The sequence below is a fragment of the Saccharospirillum sp. HFRX-2 genome (assembly GCF_043196805.1).
Taxonomy (GTDB): Bacteria; Pseudomonadota; Gammaproteobacteria; order Pseudomonadales; family Natronospirillaceae; genus Saccharospirillum.
The window spans coordinates 1205940-1221507 of the sequence record NZ_JBEBMU010000001.1; the positions used below are offsets into that span (position 1 = coordinate 1205940).

Consider the following 15568-nt stretch of genomic DNA (forward strand, 5'->3'; position numbering starts at 1 on the left):
CTTTGACGTTGTCGGTGGTTGGAGGAGTGCAGTGGTGAAAGCTTGGGTTGGCAAAATTCTCGGCGGTGCCTTGGGCCTGTACGCCGGTGGGCCGGTTGGACTCGCGCTGGGTGTGCTGCTGGGTAATGCCTTCGATCGCACTGCGCAAGGCCAGGCCAATAAGCTGGATGGCGATCGCCGTGGCGTGCTGCAAACGGTCTTTTTTCAGGCGACCTTCCGGGTGATGGGCAAGCTGGCCAAGGCCGATGGTCGGGTCAGCGAGCAGGAAATTGAACAGGCGCGTGAAGTGATGACGCGCATGGGTCTGAACGAAGTGCAGCGGCTCGAAGCCATGCGTCTGTTTAACGAAGGCAAGACGCCGGATTACGACATCATGCCGCTGCTCGACGAGCTGCACGAAGTCATTGGCCGGCGCAGCACGCTCAGCCAATTGTTTTTGGAAGTGCAGTTGCAGACCGCCTATTCCGATGGTGCTTTGAGCGCCAATGAACAGCGCATTATTCAGCTGATCTGCAAAGCGCTGAACATTAATAAACTGCAATTTGAACTGATTAATCAGCGCATGCGTGCCCAGGCGCAGTTTTCCCGTCAGCGTGGCAGCTCGGCCGGACGCGAGCGTGGACCGAGTCTGGAACAGTCGTATCGGGTTCTGGGCGTGAGTGAAAAATCCACCGATGCCGACCTGAAAAAAGCCTATCGCCGACTGATGAGCCAGCACCATCCGGACAAGCTGGTGGCGCGTGGTCTGCCCGAGGAAATGATGTCCATCGCCAAGGAAAAAACCCAGGAAATTCAGCAGGCCTACGAAACCGTCAAGAACCAACGCAAACTCAGCTGAGCGCATAGTCCATCGCTGCCAGCCTCTTGAAACCTGCGCCGTTGCCGCTATAGAGGCAAACGGACCCGTACTAACAGAGATCTCCATGCCCACCACTGCAACCTTGCTTGAGGCTGGCACAAACGGCCTGCCACTGACCCTGATTGAACAATCCGACTACGACAACTGGCTGGCCGCACGGCCGCAAGCCACGCAGCGCTGGCTGGCATCCAGCGGCTTTAAAGCGCCCGGCCATGCGCTGTTGCCCGGCGCTGATGGCGAGGTGGCCGAAGTGCTGCTGGTGGTGAAAGACCGCCATGCGCCCTGGTTGTTGGGCGATCTGGTCAATCGATTGCCGGCTGGCCGTTATTATTTGGCCGAGGACGATCAGGCGGTATTGCAGCGTTGTGCTCTGAGCTGGCTGCTCGGTGCTTATCGGTTCGACCGCTATAAACAAAACCCGGCGCCGGATACGACGCTGGTGATCGACAACGAAGCGCTGGTAGAACGCGTGCGTCATCTGGCTGAAGGCACGGCGCTGGTGCGCGATCTGGTCAACACTCCCGCCGCCGACATGATGCCGGAAAACCTGGCCAGCGCCGCGGCTGAACTGGCCGATCGTTTTGGCGGTCAGTTCAGTGAAATCGTCGGCGATGAACTGCTGACGCAGAATTACCCGGCGGTGCACGCCGTCGGCCGCGCGGCCACCCACGCACCGCGCTTGCTGGATCTGCGCTGGGGCGACGACAGCCAACCCAAATTGACGCTGGTCGGCAAAGGCGTTTGTTTCGACAGCGGCGGTCTGGACATTAAGCCCGGTGGCGCCATGCGCTGGATGAAAAAAGACATGGGCGGGGCCGCACACGTGCTCGGCCTAGCGCAACTGATTATGGCGATGAAGCTGCCGGTGCGGCTACGCGTACTGATTCCTGCCGTGGAAAATGCCATCTCTGGTGACGCCTTCCGCCCGGGCGATATTCTCAACACCCGCAAAGGCCTGACCGTGGAAGTCGATAACACCGACGCCGAAGGCCGACTGGTGTTGTGCGATGCGCTGGCCGAAGCCGAAACCGACAGCCCGGATTTGCTGATCGACTTTGCTACTCTCACCGGTGCTGCCCGCGTTGCGTTGGGAACTGAATTACCGGCGTTCTTTACCGGCAGCAATGATCTGGCCGGTACGCTGACCGATTCCGGTTTGGCTGCAGACGATCCGGTGTGGCGCTTGCCGTTGCACGAACCCTACGAAGACTTTCTGAAAAGCGATGTCGCCGATCTGGTCAACTGCCCGACCACGCCCTTTGGCGGCGCCATTACCGCAGCGCTTTATTTGAAGCGCTTTGTCGATGCCAGCCACTGGGTGCATTTCGACGTGATGGCGTTTAACAACCGCGCCTTGCCCGGCCGTCCCAGCGGTGGTGAAGCCATGGGTTTGCGCGCCGTCTTTGAGTGGTTGGAGCGGCGTTATCGTTAAGCGTTAAACCACCGCCGCCGGTTCCTCGACCGGCGGCTTTCCGCCCGGCCCGAATTTCCCCGCCAATTCTGCAAAATCCGCCAGATACTGGCTGTTGGCATCGCTGCTGCGAATCGCCGAATACATCTTGCCGTGCAAGCCATTTTCGCCGAGTTTGCGACTGACCAGGCTGGTCGGATGTTGCGAATAACGCAGCACCCAATCGGGCAGGGCGGTGATGCCACGGCCGCTGGCGACCAGCAATAAAATCACCGCTGTGAGTTCCGATTGGCGCAAGGATTTGGGTTCGATGCCGGCCGGCGTCAGGAAATGTTTGAACACATCCAGACGGTCGCGGCTGACCGGGTAGCTGATCAGATGTTCCTGTTGTAAATCCTCGGCGCGGATAAAGTCGCGTTCGGCCAGGCGATGGTCGTCGGGGAGGATTAACCGGCCTTCGTAGTTGAACATCGGCCGGAAGATCAGATCGGCGGCTTCGATGGGGTCGGAGGAGATCACCAGGTCGAGTTCGCCGGCGCGCAGGGCGGTGATGGAATCGAAACTCAGGCCCAGACGAATATCGACTTCCACGCCCGGCCAGGCTTGTTTAAAGCGCGCCAGCACCGGCATCAGCCAGTCGTAGCAGGCGTGGCATTCGATGGCGATATAGAGCCGTCCGGCTTCGCCACTGGCCAGGCGCGTCATTTCGTTTTCCACCGCGGCGATGCGCGGCAACACCGCTTCGGCCAGTTCCAGCAGCTTGCGCCCGGCCGGCGACAGCTTGATCGGTTTGGTATGACGCAAAAATAAACTGACGTCGAAATAATGTTCCAGGCCTTTGATCTGGTGCGACAGCGCCGACTGAGTGACATGCAGCCGCTCGGCCGCTTTGGCCAGGCTGCCGGCTTCGTCGATGGCTTGCAGGCTTTGCAGATGGCGGCGTTCCAGAAACATTATGAATCCCTTTTGATAAAAGCATGAAAAACATGAGCTGGAATTGAATTGTGCCGGAAGTCAGACTCGTCGCCAACACTTCCAGACAGCAGGGATTGATCATGACCGTCGCTCACAGCCTTGGCTTTCCGCGCATCGGCGCTCGCCGCGAACTCAAGTTTGCCGTCGAAGATTATTGGGCTGGCCGTCGCAGCGCCGATGAATTGCATCAACTGGCGCGCACCCTGAGGTTGCAGAACTGGCAGCATCAGCAGGATGCCGGGCTCGACTTTGTCAGCGTCGGCGATTTTTCCTATTACGATCAGGTGCTCGATACCAGCGCCTTGCTCGGCGTGGTGCCGCAGCGGTTTGGCTGGAATGGCGGCCAGGTCGATCTGGATACCTACTTTCGCATGGCGCGCGGACGGGCACCGAGCGGCACCGAAGCCGCGGCCTGTACCCTGACCAAATGGTTCGACACCAACTATCACTATCTGCAACCGGAGGTGACGGTAGACCAGCGTTTTGCACTGTCGACCGACGCTCTGTTCGAGCAGGTTGCTGAAGCGCAGGCAGCGGGCTTTACGCCCAAGCCGGTGTTGCTTGGTCCGGTCACCTGGTTGTGGCTGGCGCGTCCGGTCGGCGGGGATTTCGACCGGCTGTCATTGCTCGATCAGCTGCTCGATGTTTACGCCCAGGCATTGGAGCGTCTGGCGCAGGCCGGCGTGGACTGGGTGCAGTTGGATGAACCGGCCTTGGTGCTCGATTTGCCGCAAGCCTGGCGCTCTGCTTTTGAACAGGCTTACCACCGTCTTAAAGGCGCGCGCGTTAAGCTGTTGGTGGCCACTTACTTCGGTGGTCTGGAAGACAACCTGACGCTCGCCTGCAACCTGCCGGTCGCCGGTCTGCACATCGATGCGGTCAGCGCGCCGGACGAAGTGACGCTGGCGGCGGATTGGTTGCCGACGTGCAAGATTCTCTCGGTCGGTATCGTCAGCGGACGCAATATTTGGCGCACCGATTTGCAGGCGGCGTTGGCAAAACTTCAGGCCGCTCAGGTCAAACTCGGTGAGCGTTTGTGGCTGGCGCCGTCCTGTTCGTTGTTGCACGTTCCGGTCGATCGCGATCAGGAAACCGAGCTCGATGCTGAACTGACTAGCTGGCTGAGTTTTGCGGTGCAAAAACTCGCTGAAATCGGTTTGCTTAAACGCGCTTTGGCGGATGATCCTGATGCCCAAACCCAGGCTGAATTACTGGCCGCCGCCGAGATCGCCCGGTGCCGATTGAACTCGCCGCATCTGCATAAAGCTGAGCTGCGCAAGCGGTTGTCTGACCTGGCGACATTGCCGCTGTCACGTGAATTGCCGTTTTCTGAACGGCGCGAAATTCAGCAACTGGCGCGGCCGTTGCCGGCCTTTGCCACCACCACCATTGGCTCTTTCCCGCAGACCGACGCTATTCGTCAGACGCGTCGTGACTATCGTCAAAAGGTGATTAGCGAAGCGGAATACCAGGCGCGCATCGAGGCAGAAATTAAAGCCACGGTTACCACCCAGGAAGCGCTCGATCTGGATGTGTTGGTGCACGGCGAAGCCGAGCGCAACGACATGGTCGAATACTTCGGTGAGCAGTTGGCAGGCTTTGCCTTTACCCGCTTTGGCTGGGTGCAGTCTTACGGTTCGCGCTGCGTAAAACCGCCGGTGTTGTTTGGCGATGTCAGCCGCCCCGAAGCGATGACCGTGCCTTGGGCTCGTTACGCTGCCAGCCTCACCGACCGGCCGATGAAAGGCATGTTGACCGGCCCGGTGACCATTCTGAATTGGTCCTTCGTGCGTGACGATCAGCCGCGCGCCGCAACCGCCCGGCAAATTGCGCTGGCGTTGCGCGATGAAGTGTTGGATTTGGAAGCGGCCGGCATTGGCATTATTCAGATTGACGAAGCCGCGTTGCGTGAAGGCTTGCCATTGCGCCGCCGCGCCTGGCAGCACTATCTGGATTGGGCGGTCGATGCGTTTCGTTTAACCGCCAGTGGTGTGGCCAGTGAAACGCAGATTCATACCCATATGTGCTATTCGCAGTTCAACGACATTATCGGTGCCATTGCGCGCATGGACGCCGATGTGATCACCATCGAAACCTCGCGCTCGGATAAACGATTGCTCGACGCCTTCCGCGATTTTGACTACCCGAACGATATCGGCCCGGGTGTCTACGACATTCATTCACCCAACGTGCCGAACGTCGAAACCATGATTGAGTTGCTGGAAAAAGCGGCGCAAGTGATTCCCCCGGAACGACTTTGGGTAAACCCGGATTGCGGTCTGAAAACGCGGCGCTGGGAAGAAGTGAAGCCAGCCTTGGCGGCCATGGTGTCGGCGGCGAAGGTGATGCGCCAGCGGTATGCTGGCGCTGGAAGACGCATGACGCACGCTGCGCTGACGGGAGACGCTTGATAGTGGAAGACGCTAAATACAGAGCACCGCGAGCATGGTTACCTAACCGGCGTCTCCCGTCTCCCGTCCAGCGTTAAGCGGCGCAGCGCACTGCGCTTGCATTTTCTGATAAACGTCTAGACTCAAAGCAAAGTTTCGCCAGGGAGTCCGGCGTTTATGAAACTGCATCAGCGGTTGTCCATCAGTAAAATTATGCTTTTGGCGGCGGGCCTGCCCATCGTTATCGCCACTATTTATCTCAGCATTTTTGATTGTTCAGGGTCGCCAGACGGCGGTTGAGAGTGAGCTGGCGGTTGAGCTGGCGCGCATGACGGCGCTGCTGGATGCGGTGGCGCATGAGCACGCCGTTGAGCGTGGTTTAACGGCGGGTTTTCTTGGCAGTGGTGGCACCCAGGGCCGGGATGCCCTGGAGGAACAGCGCCGCAAAGCCGACGCCGCTGAACAGGCGTTGCGAGCTGCCAGTCCCGAGGATTTTCCGGCCATCAGCGAACGCAGTTTTCGCAATACCGTTGAGCCGGTGATTGAACAACTGGATGACAAGGCGGCGTTGCGTGTTCAGGTCGATCAACTTACGCCGGGTGTTCCGGCTTTCAGTTATTACTCCGATCTGAATACCGCCGCTTTGCTCAGCCTGGATTCCTCGGTTACGCCGATTCAAAACCGTCAGTTGCGTTCCATGTTACGAGCGCGGCTGTCGTTGTTGTGGCTGAAAGAACGCGCCGGGCAGGTGCGTGGCTTGATGAACAATATTTATAAATCCGGCAACAGCAATGTCGGTCAGCAAGCGCAGATTCGCGGTTATTTGATTGGCGAACGCAATTACCTGCAACAGTTTGATGAGTACGCCAGCGCCGACTATTTAACGCAATTCAACGAATTAAGTGCGCAGCCGCATTGGCAGCAGATTGACCAACTGGTATCGGCCTATCTGGCGCAAACCAATCTGGACCGCGTGTCCGGACCGGATGACTGGTTTGCCCTGGCCACGCAGCGCATTGGCGATGTGAAATCCTTGTCCGACCGTTTAGGCGTTGATATTCGCCAGTTTGCTCAGGCGGAATTAGGCAGCGCACGCCTGTGGTTCTGGTTCCGTTTGGGGATGTTGATTTGCATCCTGGCGCCCTGTGGCATCCTGGCACTGACGGTGAGTGTTTCGTTGCCGCGGCGTATTGGCGGTATGCGCGAGACGTTACGACGGGTGTCGGATGATCTGGATTTGAGTTTGCGCATGAACCCGGGCGGGCGCGACGAAATCGCCGATATTGCTGACTCGATTAACCACCATCTCGATCAGATGGTGCAGACCATCCAGGCCACCTTACATACCTCGCGCAGTGTCTACGGCAACCTCGACCAAACCCGGCAAACGTTGCAAGGTTCGATCGATAAAGTGGACGAACAGCAGGACAACATCGCCAGCATTGTGTCCGCCATTCACGAGTTCAACACCAGCAACGATGAGATCGCGCGCAGTATTCAGGGCGCTAACGAGCAGGCCATGGCCAGTGAAGAAATGAACCAGAATGGCCAGGCGAATGTGCGTCAATTAAACGCCGATGTGGAATCGCTCGATCGTGACATTCAGCAAACCTCGGCCATGGTCACGACGCTGTCGAAGGAAATTTCCAGCATTACCGACATCCTTAAAGCCATTGATGAAATTGCCGAGCAAACCAATTTGCTGGCGTTAAACGCGGCTATTGAAGCGGCGCGGGCCGGTGATCAGGGACGCGGCTTTGCCGTGGTAGCCGATGAAGTGCGTAAGCTGGCGCAGCGTTCGCAATCGTCCACCGAAGAAGTGCAGGTCATTACTACCAAGCTGCGCGACGCCAGCAACAAGGCGCTCGAATCCATGCAGCAAAGCAGCACGCGCACCGAATCGACCACCCGGCTGGTGCGCGAAAATGCCGGCACCATGGACAATATTTATCGCAGTGTGCAAAGCATCGCCGAGATGATGACCAGTGTCAGTTCGGCCACGCATCAGCAACAGGCGATGAGCCAGCAGATCAATACCGATGCCGAGAACATCGGCGTGATCGCGACCAACTGCGCCGACGCCATTAAAGGCACCGGTAAAGCGCTGGCAACGGCGAATGAAGAATTCGATCAACTGCGCCAGCAGTTGGAACGCTTTAGGTTGGCGTGAGCGCCTGAACGGCCGGAAGACGCTTAACGCACGCTGCGCTGACGGGAGACGCCAGTTTGGCGAGCGCGCAGCGCTCCGTATTCGGCGTCTTCCGTTAAGCGTCTCCCAGCAGTGGCAAGCCACTGCCCAACCCGCTACACTCCCCAGACCGCCGGCCCCAAACCGGTGGTCCATTGAACCCGATCCAGGCAGCAATGCCGGTGTCCGTGTTGCAGGGTTACCCTCAACCGGCCGGCTGTATTGGTGGCGTCGCTTACCGGCGGCGTGACTTGAATACAGGCTGAAGTCGCTCCAACTTCGGGAAGAGCGTCGTTCTTGGGTCACAGACACAGGTGTTTGTCATGACACAGCCCGCCTCTGTCGCCGAGCCGGAAATGCTCTCCGGTGGCGAAATGCTCATCCGTTCGTTGAAAGATCAAGGCGTTGAATATGTATACGGCTACCCCGGTGGTGCGGTACTGCATATCTACGATGCCATCCATCAGCAATCCGACGTTAAACACGTTCTGGTGCGCCATGAACAGGCCGCTACCCATATGGCCGACGCCTATGCGCGCGCTTCGGGTAAAGCCGGCGTGGTACTGGTGACTTCTGGTCCCGGCGCCACCAATGCCATTACCGGCATTGCTACTGCCTATATGGATTCGGTTCCCATGGTGGTTATTACCGGTCAGGTGATGAGTCACCTGCTGGGCGATGATGCCTTCCAGGAAACCGACATGATGGGTCTGTCGCGGCCGATCGTTAAGCACAATATGTCAGTGCGCGATCCGGCGGATATTCCGACCATCATCAAGAAGGCGTTCTACATTGCCGAAAGCGGTCGGCCCGGTCCTGTCGTTGTTGATATTCCCAAAGACATGACCATGCCGAACGAGAAGTTCCCGTACGAATACCCGGATCGCATCAAGATGCGTTCCTACAATCCGGTGAAGAAAGGCCACAGCGGCCAGATCCGCAAAGCGGTTCACGCCATGCTGCAGGCCAAGCGGCCGATCATCTACGCCGGTGGCGGTGTGGTGTTGGGCAAAGCCAGCAAGGAATTAACCACCCTGGCGCAGACGCTGAACTTCCCGGTCACTAATACGCTGATGGGCCTGGGCGGTTACCCCGGCACCGATCGTCAGTTCGTCGGCATGCTCGGCATGCACGGCAGTTACGAAGCCAACATGACGATGCACAACGCCGATTTTATTCTCGCCGTTGGTGCGCGTTTCGACGACCGGGTGACCAACAACACCAGCAAATTCTGTCCCGATGCGACCATTGTGCACATCGACATCGACCCGGCGTCGATCTCCAAAACCGTCACCGCCGACATTCCAATTGTCGGCCCGGTGAAACCGGTATTGAAGGAAATGCTGGAGCAGATCGAGCAGGCCAAGATGAAGGTCGACGAAGAAGCTTTGGGCGAATGGTGGGAGCGCATCGACGAGTGGCGTCAGCGTCATGGCGGTCGTTATCGCACCGACGATTCCGAGCGCATGAAACCCCAGCACGTCATCGAAACGCTCAGCCGCATTACCAACGGTAATGCCTATGTTTGTTCGGACGTTGGCCAGCATCAGATGTTTGCTGCCCAGTACTACAAGTTCAACAAACCCAACCGCTGGATCAACTCCGGCGGCCTGGGCACCATGGGCTTCGGTTTCCCGGCAGCCATGGGCGTTCAGTTGAACTACCCGGATGCCGATGTGGTTTGCGTCACCGGCGAAGGCTCGATTCAGATGAACATTCAGGAGCTTTCCACCTGCAAGCAGTACGGTTTGCCGGTGAAGATTCTGTGTCTGAACAACGGCTATCTGGGCATGGTGCGTCAGTGGCAGGACATGAACTACGAGTCGCGTTATTCCAATTCCTATATGGATTCGCTGCCGGATTTCGTAGCCCTGGCGGAGAGCTATGGTCACAAAGGCATTCGCATCGAAACCGCCGACGAGCTGGAAGGCAAGTTGGAAGAGGCGATGGCAGTGCGTGATCAGGTGGTCTTTATCGACGTTTTGGTTGATCAACACGAACATGTCTATCCGATGCAGGTACCGAACGGTGCCATGGCCGACATGTTCCTGAGCAAAACGGAGAGGACCTGATCATGCGACACATCATTTCTGTGCTGATGGAAAACGAAGCCGGTGCCTTGGCGCGGCTGGTTGGTCTCTTTGCTCAGCGTGGTTACAACATCGAATCGCTGAACGTGGCGCCGACCGAAGACGAAACGCTGTCCCGCTTGACGCTGGTCACCATCGGTGAAGACAAGGTGGTCGAGCAGATCACCAAGCACCTGAACAAGCTGATCGAAGTGGTCAAGCTGGTCGACCTGACTGAAGGTTCGCACATTGAGCGTGAACTGATGATGATCAAGGTGCGCGCCACCGGCGCTCAGCGTGAAGAAGTTAAACGCACCTGCGACATCTTCCGCGGCCAGATCATCGATGTCACGCCAACCACTTACACCCTGCAAGTGACCGGCAACGAAGAGAAAGTCAGCGCCTTTTTGGAAGCGCTGTCCGGCTCGACGGTGCTGGAAGTGGCGCGCACCGGGGTGTCCGGTATTGCGCGTGGGGATAAGAGTTTGAGTTTGTAGTCGCTCACTGCGGTGACGACAAAAGCGGGCATTGCCCGCTTTTTTTGTGCCTGAGGATTGATGTTTGTATAGCACAGAGTGCTATACTTTACGCCGGTAATGAGGAGGCAAGGGATGCGCGTCTTCAAAAACCGTAGCTTCCATCGGTGGGCCGATAAGGAAAGTCTGACTGATGCTTTGTTATGGCAAGCGATACACGAAATTGAACGGGGCTTGGTAGATGCATCTTTGGGTGGAAAGCTGTTCAAAAAGCGTATCGCCGGTTTAGCAGGCGGTAAGCGAGGTGGCTACCGGACGATACTTGCTTACCGAGCTGGCAATAAAGCCTTCTTTATCTATGGCTTTGCAAAAAATGCGCGTGCCAATATTCGAACTGATGAATTGCGTGCTCTTCAACGATACGCAATGGAACTCTTTGGTTACAGTGAGGCCGCGCTAGAGAAAGCCCTACGCGCAGAAGTCTTGATAGAGGTGAAAGCAGATGGCTGATTCTATTTTAGATGTTGTGCACGAAAGTGCTCGGGAACTGCATGATGCCGGGCTGATGGATGAGATGACAATGCGCGAATTTGACGCTCTCTGTCTGCCACCTATTACTCAATACAGCGCCAGCCAAATCAAGCAGATACGTACACGTAGCAAGGCCAGTCAGGCGGTATTTGCCGCCTATTTAAATACCAGTCGGTCGACGGTGCAAAAATGGGAGCAGGGCGTGAAAAAACCCAATGGAGCCGCGCTGAAATTGCTCAACCTGGTGGATCGCAAAGGCTTGGACGTTTTGCTGTAGCGCTGCTTAAACAATCGATTTAAATACCAAGAACTAAGCGGGCATTGCCCGCTTTTTTCGTATTTACAGGTGTACTAATTTACCCGCCGTTGCCGCTCAGATAATCCGCGAGTTGCTCCGTTCCGTTAGCGCTGAACTCGGCTTGCAGTAGCGCCATAAAGGCCGTGACTTTGCTGCTCAGTAGACGTCGTTGATGATAGAGCGCCCAGACTTCCACCGCGCCATTGACCAGGCGGCCGTGCATCACCAAACGCTTGGTTGCGAGGTCTTGTTGCACCATGGAGTACGGCAGTGCCGCCCAGCCCAGACCGGTTCGGACCGCATCGCGCACCATACGCAGCGTTGATAACCTCAATCGTGGTGTTGGGATAAGTGTTCTGTTACCGGCATCGGTGTGGAGGTTCCAGCGGGTGAGCGTGCCTGGGTTGGCCAGCAGGATGGCATCGACCTCGGTGGCATCTGCCGCCAGAGACTGGTTGGGCGCCGATACCACGACCAGATGATCACGCGCGAAACAGCGCCCCATTAATTCGGAGTCGTGGTTCGGGTTAATGCGAATAACAAGATCGAAACCGTCTTCAACCGGATCGGCCGCCCGGTCATCCGCCACCACTTCCAATGTCACCTGAGGATATTGCTGCACAAATATCGCGGCGATTCGTCCCATCACCAGGTCGGAAAACAACGCAGGTGCGCTGATGCGCAGCAAGCCTCGCGGATCTTCGCGGCCTTCGCTCAGCATCAGGGTTAAATCTTCGATTTCGTTCAGCAACAGGTTGGAGCGTTCATACAGCCGTCGGCCTTCTTCGGTGAGCCGGGGTTTGTGGTGACCTCGTTCCAGTAAACGCAAACCGAGGGCGTCTTCCAGTTCTTTGGCATGGCGTGACAGAGTCGCTTTGGGCCGACCGCTGGCGCGGGCCGCCTCGCCAAAGCCGCCGTGATGGGCCACCAGGTTGAAATCGTACAGCGCTTGCCAATTCATAAGTGTCTCAAAAATGGATCAAGGTGGATTATTTTATCATCTATTTGTTGTTATTTGATCCACTTAAGATGACCTCGTCATTCACCAACACAGAGGCATGAATATGACCATTCTTATTACTGGAGCAACTGGAACCGTTGGCCGTCAGGTCGTTGAACAACTCGTACAGCGTGAGGTGCCGGTTCGCGCCCTGGTGCGCCAACCCGATCAGGCAAATTTACCGGCAGAGGTTGAAGTGGTCGCCGGTGATCTGCTCGACCCGATTTCGGTGCGGGCGGCGTTGGCTGGCGTCGATACACTCTTTCTGCTCAATGCGGTTGCAGCCGATGAACTGACCCAAGCGATGCAGACGCTGAGTCTGGCGCGCGAGTTGGGCGTTCGTGATGTGGTGTATCTCTCGGTTTTTGGCAGCGATCGTTACGTTAATGTGCCGCACTTTGCGAGCAAGTACCTGGTTGAGCGCATGCTGGAAGCTCAGGGTTTTGCCGCGACTGTATTGCGTCCGGCTTACTTTATAAATAACGACGCTATGCAGCTGGCAGCCGTTCAGGAATATGGCGTCTACGGTATGCCCATCGGCGAGCTGGGTCTGGCCATGATCGACGCACGCGATATCGCTGAGATCGCGGCGCTCGAATTGATCCGCCGCTCCAGCGCTACCACGCCCTTGCCGTACGAGGTCATCAATCTGGTCGGGCCAGACACCCTGACAGGCGCCCAAGTCACGGCCATCTGGCAAGAAGAAAGCGGCCGCGACCTAGCCTACGGCGGTGATGATACCGCGGTGCTCGAACAGCAGTTGCAACAGTTCGGTCCCGCCTGGCTCGCCTATGACATGCGTTTGATGGCCGATGGTTTTCAACAGCATGGCATGGTGCCCGAAGCAGGTGATGTCGAGCGCCTGGAAACCACATTGCAACGACCACTGCGCAGCTATCGCGCCTTCGTCCGGGAGGTGCTGCAATCATGAAAGTGCTGATTATTGGAGCAACCGGCGGCACTGGGCGCGCTGTCGTCAGTGCCGCTAAGGCGGCCGGCCACGAGGTGACCGCACTGGTGCGTTCGGCGGAAAAAGCGGTGGACCTGCCGATTGATCATTTGCTCGAAGGCAGTGTTCTGGACCCGGCCGCGCTGGCGCGAGCCATGCAGGGAATCGAGGCGGTGATCAGTGTGCTGGGCACCAAGCTCAGCCCCATTCGGGAGGTTCGACTGCTGTCTCAGGCCACCGAGCTGATGGTGCAACAGATGCAGCAAGCAGGTGTGCGTCGTTTTATCTGTGTCACTGGCATGGGTGCTGGCGACAGTCGCGGTCATGGCGGCGCCTTGTTTGATGGCCTGTTGTTGCCGTTGTTGCTGTGCAAGATCTACCAGGATAAAAACCGTCAGGAAGCGGTGATTAAGAGCAGTGATCTGGATTGGACCATTGTGCGGCCCAGTGTGTTGAGTGATCGCCCGGGGCGTCAAAGCTATCGTGCTCTGACCGATCTGTCCGCATTTCACGGCGGCAGCATTGCGCGCGCTGATGTGGCCCATTTTCTGGTTCAGCAACTGAGCAGTGACGACTGGTTGCGTAAAACGCCGCTGATCAGTGACTGAGTCACAGTCTTTAAATGGGACAACACGATAAGCACAAAAAAGCCGGCGCAAGGCCGGCTTTGTTTTGACTCTCTTTTTTTAATCGTCGGTTTAGGCTGACTGCCCTTAGACGGAATAGTACATGTCGAATTCGACCGGATGAGTCGTCATCTGGATGCGAGTGACTTCTTCCATCTTCAGTTCGATGTAGGCGTCGATCATGTCGTCGTCGAATACACCGCCAGCTTTCAGGAATTCGCGGTCGGCGCTCAGAGCGTTCAACGCTTGTTCCAGACTGGAGCAGACAGTCGGGTACTTGTCTTTTTCTTCCGGCGGCAGGTCGTACAGGTCTTTATCGGCAGAGTCGCCCGGGTGAATCTTGTTCTTGATGCCGTCCAGGCCAGCCATCAGGTAGGCGGAGAACATCAGGTAAGGGTTAGCGGTCGGGTCGCCGAAACGCACTTCGATACGCTTACCTTTCGGAGAAGAAACCCAAGGCACACGGATAGAAGCCGAACGGTTACGGGCAGAATAAGCCAGCATGACCGGAGCTTCGAAGCCAGGAACCAGACGCTTGTAAGAGTTGGTCGAAGCGTTGGCAAAGGCGTTCAGAGCGCGAGCGTGCTTGATGATACCGCCGATGTAATACAGCGCCGTTTCAGACAGGCCAGCGTAGTCATCACCCGCGAACTGGTTAACGCCGTCTTTGGAGAAAGACATGTGCACGTGCATACCGCTGCCGTTATCGCCAACCAGAGGCTTAGGCATGAAAGTAGCGGTTTTGCCGTAGCCGTGAGCAACGTTGTGTACCGCGTACTTGAGGATTTGCACTTCGTCGGCTTTCTTGGTCAGAGAGTTGGCGCCAACGCCGATTTCACACTGACCAGCGGTGCCCACTTCGTGGTGGTGCACTTCGATTTCCAGACCCATTTCTTCCATGGCTTCGCACATGGCGGCACGGATGTCGTGCAGGCTGTCGACCGGAGGAACCGGGAAGTAACCGCCTTTGATGCCCGGGCGGTGACCCATGTTGCCGTCTTCGAAGACTTTTTCAGAAGACCAGGCGGCTTCTTCAGAGCTGACTTTGTAGAACGCACCAGAGATGTCGGCGCCCCACTTAACGTCGTCGAAGATGAAGAATTCAGGTTCCGGACCGAACATGGCGGTGTCGCCCAGGCCGGTAGATTTCAGGTATTCCTCAGCGCGCTGAGCAACAGAACGCGGGTCACGGTTGTAGCCTTCGCCAGTTGAAGGTTCAACGATGTTGCAGCGAACCACGACAGTGGCGTCTTCGAAGAACGGATCGGCGAAAGAGGCTTCGTCGTCCGGCATCAGAATCATGTCGGATTCGTTAATGCCTTTCCAACCAGCGATGGAAGAACCGTCGAACATTTTGCCGTCGGTGAAGAAGTTTTCGTCAACTTCGCTGGCCGGGATGGAAACGTGCTGCTCTTTACCCTTGGTATCGGTAAAGCGCAGGTCGACCCACTTGGCGTCGATATCTTTGAGCAGCTTCAGAGTTTTCGCTGACATTGTGTATCTCCAGGTTGAACGGCCATCTTGGCCGGTGAGCTTAATGTGCGGTTTCGGTTTCGCCGGTCGGGGGCGGCACCTTTAAGGTGCACGGTTACCGTTTTGCGCACCTGATCCACCAAAGGTTGTTGTCTAACCGGTGCCTAAGCACCAATAGTGTGAACAGTGTCGTCCGTTTCAGCAATTCTTATGCCACGCCTCAATGGCCGTTAGATAGGCGTTATCATGGGCTTTGGTGCCGGTTTTGTACAATAGCCAGGCACTAATATGGTGCGTATTCGGCGGCGATGCTCAGTAATAGT

General features: G+C 57.0%; 13 protein-coding genes. 10 read left to right on the top strand and 3 right to left on the bottom strand.

Annotation, left to right across the window (positions count from 1 at the left end):
- Positions 1 to 34: 34 nt before the first annotated feature.
- The gene (gene djlA, locus ABMA60_RS05630; RefSeq protein WP_392799942.1) at positions 35 to 838 is read left to right on the top strand and encodes a co-chaperone DjlA; all 804 of its coding nucleotides are present in this window, start codon (positions 35 to 37) and stop codon (positions 836 to 838) included.
- 85 nt (positions 839 to 923) lie between these two features.
- Positions 924 to 2291, top strand: coding sequence for a leucyl aminopeptidase family protein (locus ABMA60_RS05635; protein WP_392799945.1), 1368 nt, complete (start codon positions 924 to 926; stop codon positions 2289 to 2291).
- A 3-nt stretch (positions 2292 to 2294) separates the two neighbouring features.
- Here ABMA60_RS05635 and ABMA60_RS05640 read toward each other — a convergent pair whose 3' ends face one another.
- Entirely contained in the window at positions 2295 to 3224 is a 930-nt protein-coding gene (locus ABMA60_RS05640; protein ID WP_392799948.1) for a LysR substrate-binding domain-containing protein, read from the bottom strand.
- A gap of 101 nt (positions 3225 to 3325) precedes the next feature.
- On the opposite strand from ABMA60_RS05640, the gene metE reads away from it, so the two are divergent.
- From metE to ABMA60_RS05670, 6 genes are all read left to right on the top strand, one after another.
- Positions 3326 to 5656, top strand: coding sequence for a 5-methyltetrahydropteroyltriglutamate--homocysteine S-methyltransferase (metE, locus tag ABMA60_RS05645; RefSeq protein WP_392799951.1), 2331 nt, complete (start codon positions 3326 to 3328; stop codon positions 5654 to 5656).
- Positions 5657 to 5903: 247 nt separating this feature from the next.
- Positions 5904 to 7805 carry a methyl-accepting chemotaxis protein gene (locus ABMA60_RS05650; protein ID WP_392799954.1) on the top strand — a complete coding sequence of 634 codons (1902 nt, stop codon included), beginning with the start codon at positions 5904 to 5906 and terminating at the stop codon, positions 7803 to 7805.
- A gap of 341 nt (positions 7806 to 8146) precedes the next feature.
- Positions 8147 to 9895: an acetolactate synthase 3 large subunit gene (locus ABMA60_RS05655; RefSeq protein WP_392799957.1), complete on the top strand. Its 1749-nt coding sequence runs from the start codon at positions 8147 to 8149 to the stop codon at positions 9893 to 9895.
- Positions 9896 to 9897: 2 nt separating this feature from the next.
- Positions 9898 to 10389: an acetolactate synthase small subunit gene (gene ilvN, locus ABMA60_RS05660; protein WP_392799960.1), complete on the top strand. Its 492-nt coding sequence runs from the start codon at positions 9898 to 9900 to the stop codon at positions 10387 to 10389.
- A 114-nt stretch (positions 10390 to 10503) separates the two neighbouring features.
- Positions 10504 to 10878 (top strand): type II toxin-antitoxin system RelE/ParE family toxin, encoded by a 375-nt coding sequence (locus tag ABMA60_RS05665; protein ID WP_392799962.1) that lies wholly within the window; start codon positions 10504 to 10506, stop codon positions 10876 to 10878.
- Complete coding sequence (locus tag ABMA60_RS05670) at positions 10871 to 11176, top strand: helix-turn-helix domain-containing protein (protein ID WP_392799964.1); 306 nt, start codon at positions 10871 to 10873, stop codon at positions 11174 to 11176. Before ABMA60_RS05665 ends, ABMA60_RS05670 begins: the two co-directional genes overlap by 8 nt.
- 79 nt (positions 11177 to 11255) lie before the next feature.
- Here the strand turns inward: ABMA60_RS05670 and ABMA60_RS05675 are convergent, their stop codons facing one another.
- Positions 11256 to 12158 (bottom strand): LysR family transcriptional regulator, encoded by a 903-nt coding sequence (locus tag ABMA60_RS05675; protein ID WP_392799966.1) that lies wholly within the window; start codon positions 12156 to 12158, stop codon positions 11256 to 11258.
- Between the two features lie 103 nt (positions 12159 to 12261).
- On the opposite strand from ABMA60_RS05675, the gene ABMA60_RS05680 reads away from it, so the two are divergent.
- Both ABMA60_RS05680 and ABMA60_RS05685 read left to right on the top strand, forming a co-directional pair.
- Complete coding sequence (locus ABMA60_RS05680) at positions 12262 to 13128, top strand: SDR family oxidoreductase (RefSeq protein WP_392799969.1); 867 nt, start codon at positions 12262 to 12264, stop codon at positions 13126 to 13128.
- Positions 13125 to 13754: an NAD(P)-dependent oxidoreductase gene (locus ABMA60_RS05685; protein WP_392799971.1), complete on the top strand. Its 630-nt coding sequence runs from the start codon at positions 13125 to 13127 to the stop codon at positions 13752 to 13754. The genes ABMA60_RS05680 and ABMA60_RS05685 overlap by 4 nt, the downstream gene beginning before the upstream one ends.
- A gap of 105 nt (positions 13755 to 13859) precedes the next feature.
- Here the strand turns inward: ABMA60_RS05685 and glnA are convergent, their stop codons facing one another.
- A complete protein-coding gene (gene glnA, locus ABMA60_RS05690) occupies positions 13860 to 15266 on the bottom strand; it encodes a glutamate--ammonia ligase (RefSeq protein WP_392799973.1) in 1407 nt (468 codons plus the stop codon).
- Between the last annotated feature and the right edge of the window lie 302 nt (positions 15267 to 15568).

Coding starts and splice junctions, on each gene's coding strand:
- ABMA60_RS05670 (WP_392799964.1), top strand. CDS start 10,871: ATGGCTGATTCTATTTTAGATGTTGTGCACGAAAGTGCTCGGGAACTG.
- ABMA60_RS05635 (WP_392799945.1), top strand. CDS start 924: ATGCCCACCACTGCAACCTTGCTTGAGGCTGGCACAAACGGCCTGCCA.
- ABMA60_RS05680 (WP_392799969.1), top strand. CDS start 12,262: ATGACCATTCTTATTACTGGAGCAACTGGAACCGTTGGCCGTCAGGTC.
- ABMA60_RS05675 (WP_392799966.1), bottom strand. CDS start 12,158: ATGAATTGGCAAGCGCTGTACGATTTCAACCTGGTGGCCCATCACGGC.
- metE (WP_392799951.1), top strand. CDS start 3,326: ATGACCGTCGCTCACAGCCTTGGCTTTCCGCGCATCGGCGCTCGCCGC.
- ilvN (WP_392799960.1), top strand. CDS start 9,898: ATGCGACACATCATTTCTGTGCTGATGGAAAACGAAGCCGGTGCCTTG.
- ABMA60_RS05655 (WP_392799957.1), top strand. CDS start 8,147: ATGACACAGCCCGCCTCTGTCGCCGAGCCGGAAATGCTCTCCGGTGGC.
- glnA (WP_392799973.1), bottom strand. CDS start 15,266: ATGTCAGCGAAAACTCTGAAGCTGCTCAAAGATATCGACGCCAAGTGG.
- ABMA60_RS05640 (WP_392799948.1), bottom strand. CDS start 3,224: ATGTTTCTGGAACGCCGCCATCTGCAAAGCCTGCAAGCCATCGACGAA.
- ABMA60_RS05685 (WP_392799971.1), top strand. CDS start 13,125: ATGAAAGTGCTGATTATTGGAGCAACCGGCGGCACTGGGCGCGCTGTC.
- ABMA60_RS05665 (WP_392799962.1), top strand. CDS start 10,504: ATGCGCGTCTTCAAAAACCGTAGCTTCCATCGGTGGGCCGATAAGGAA.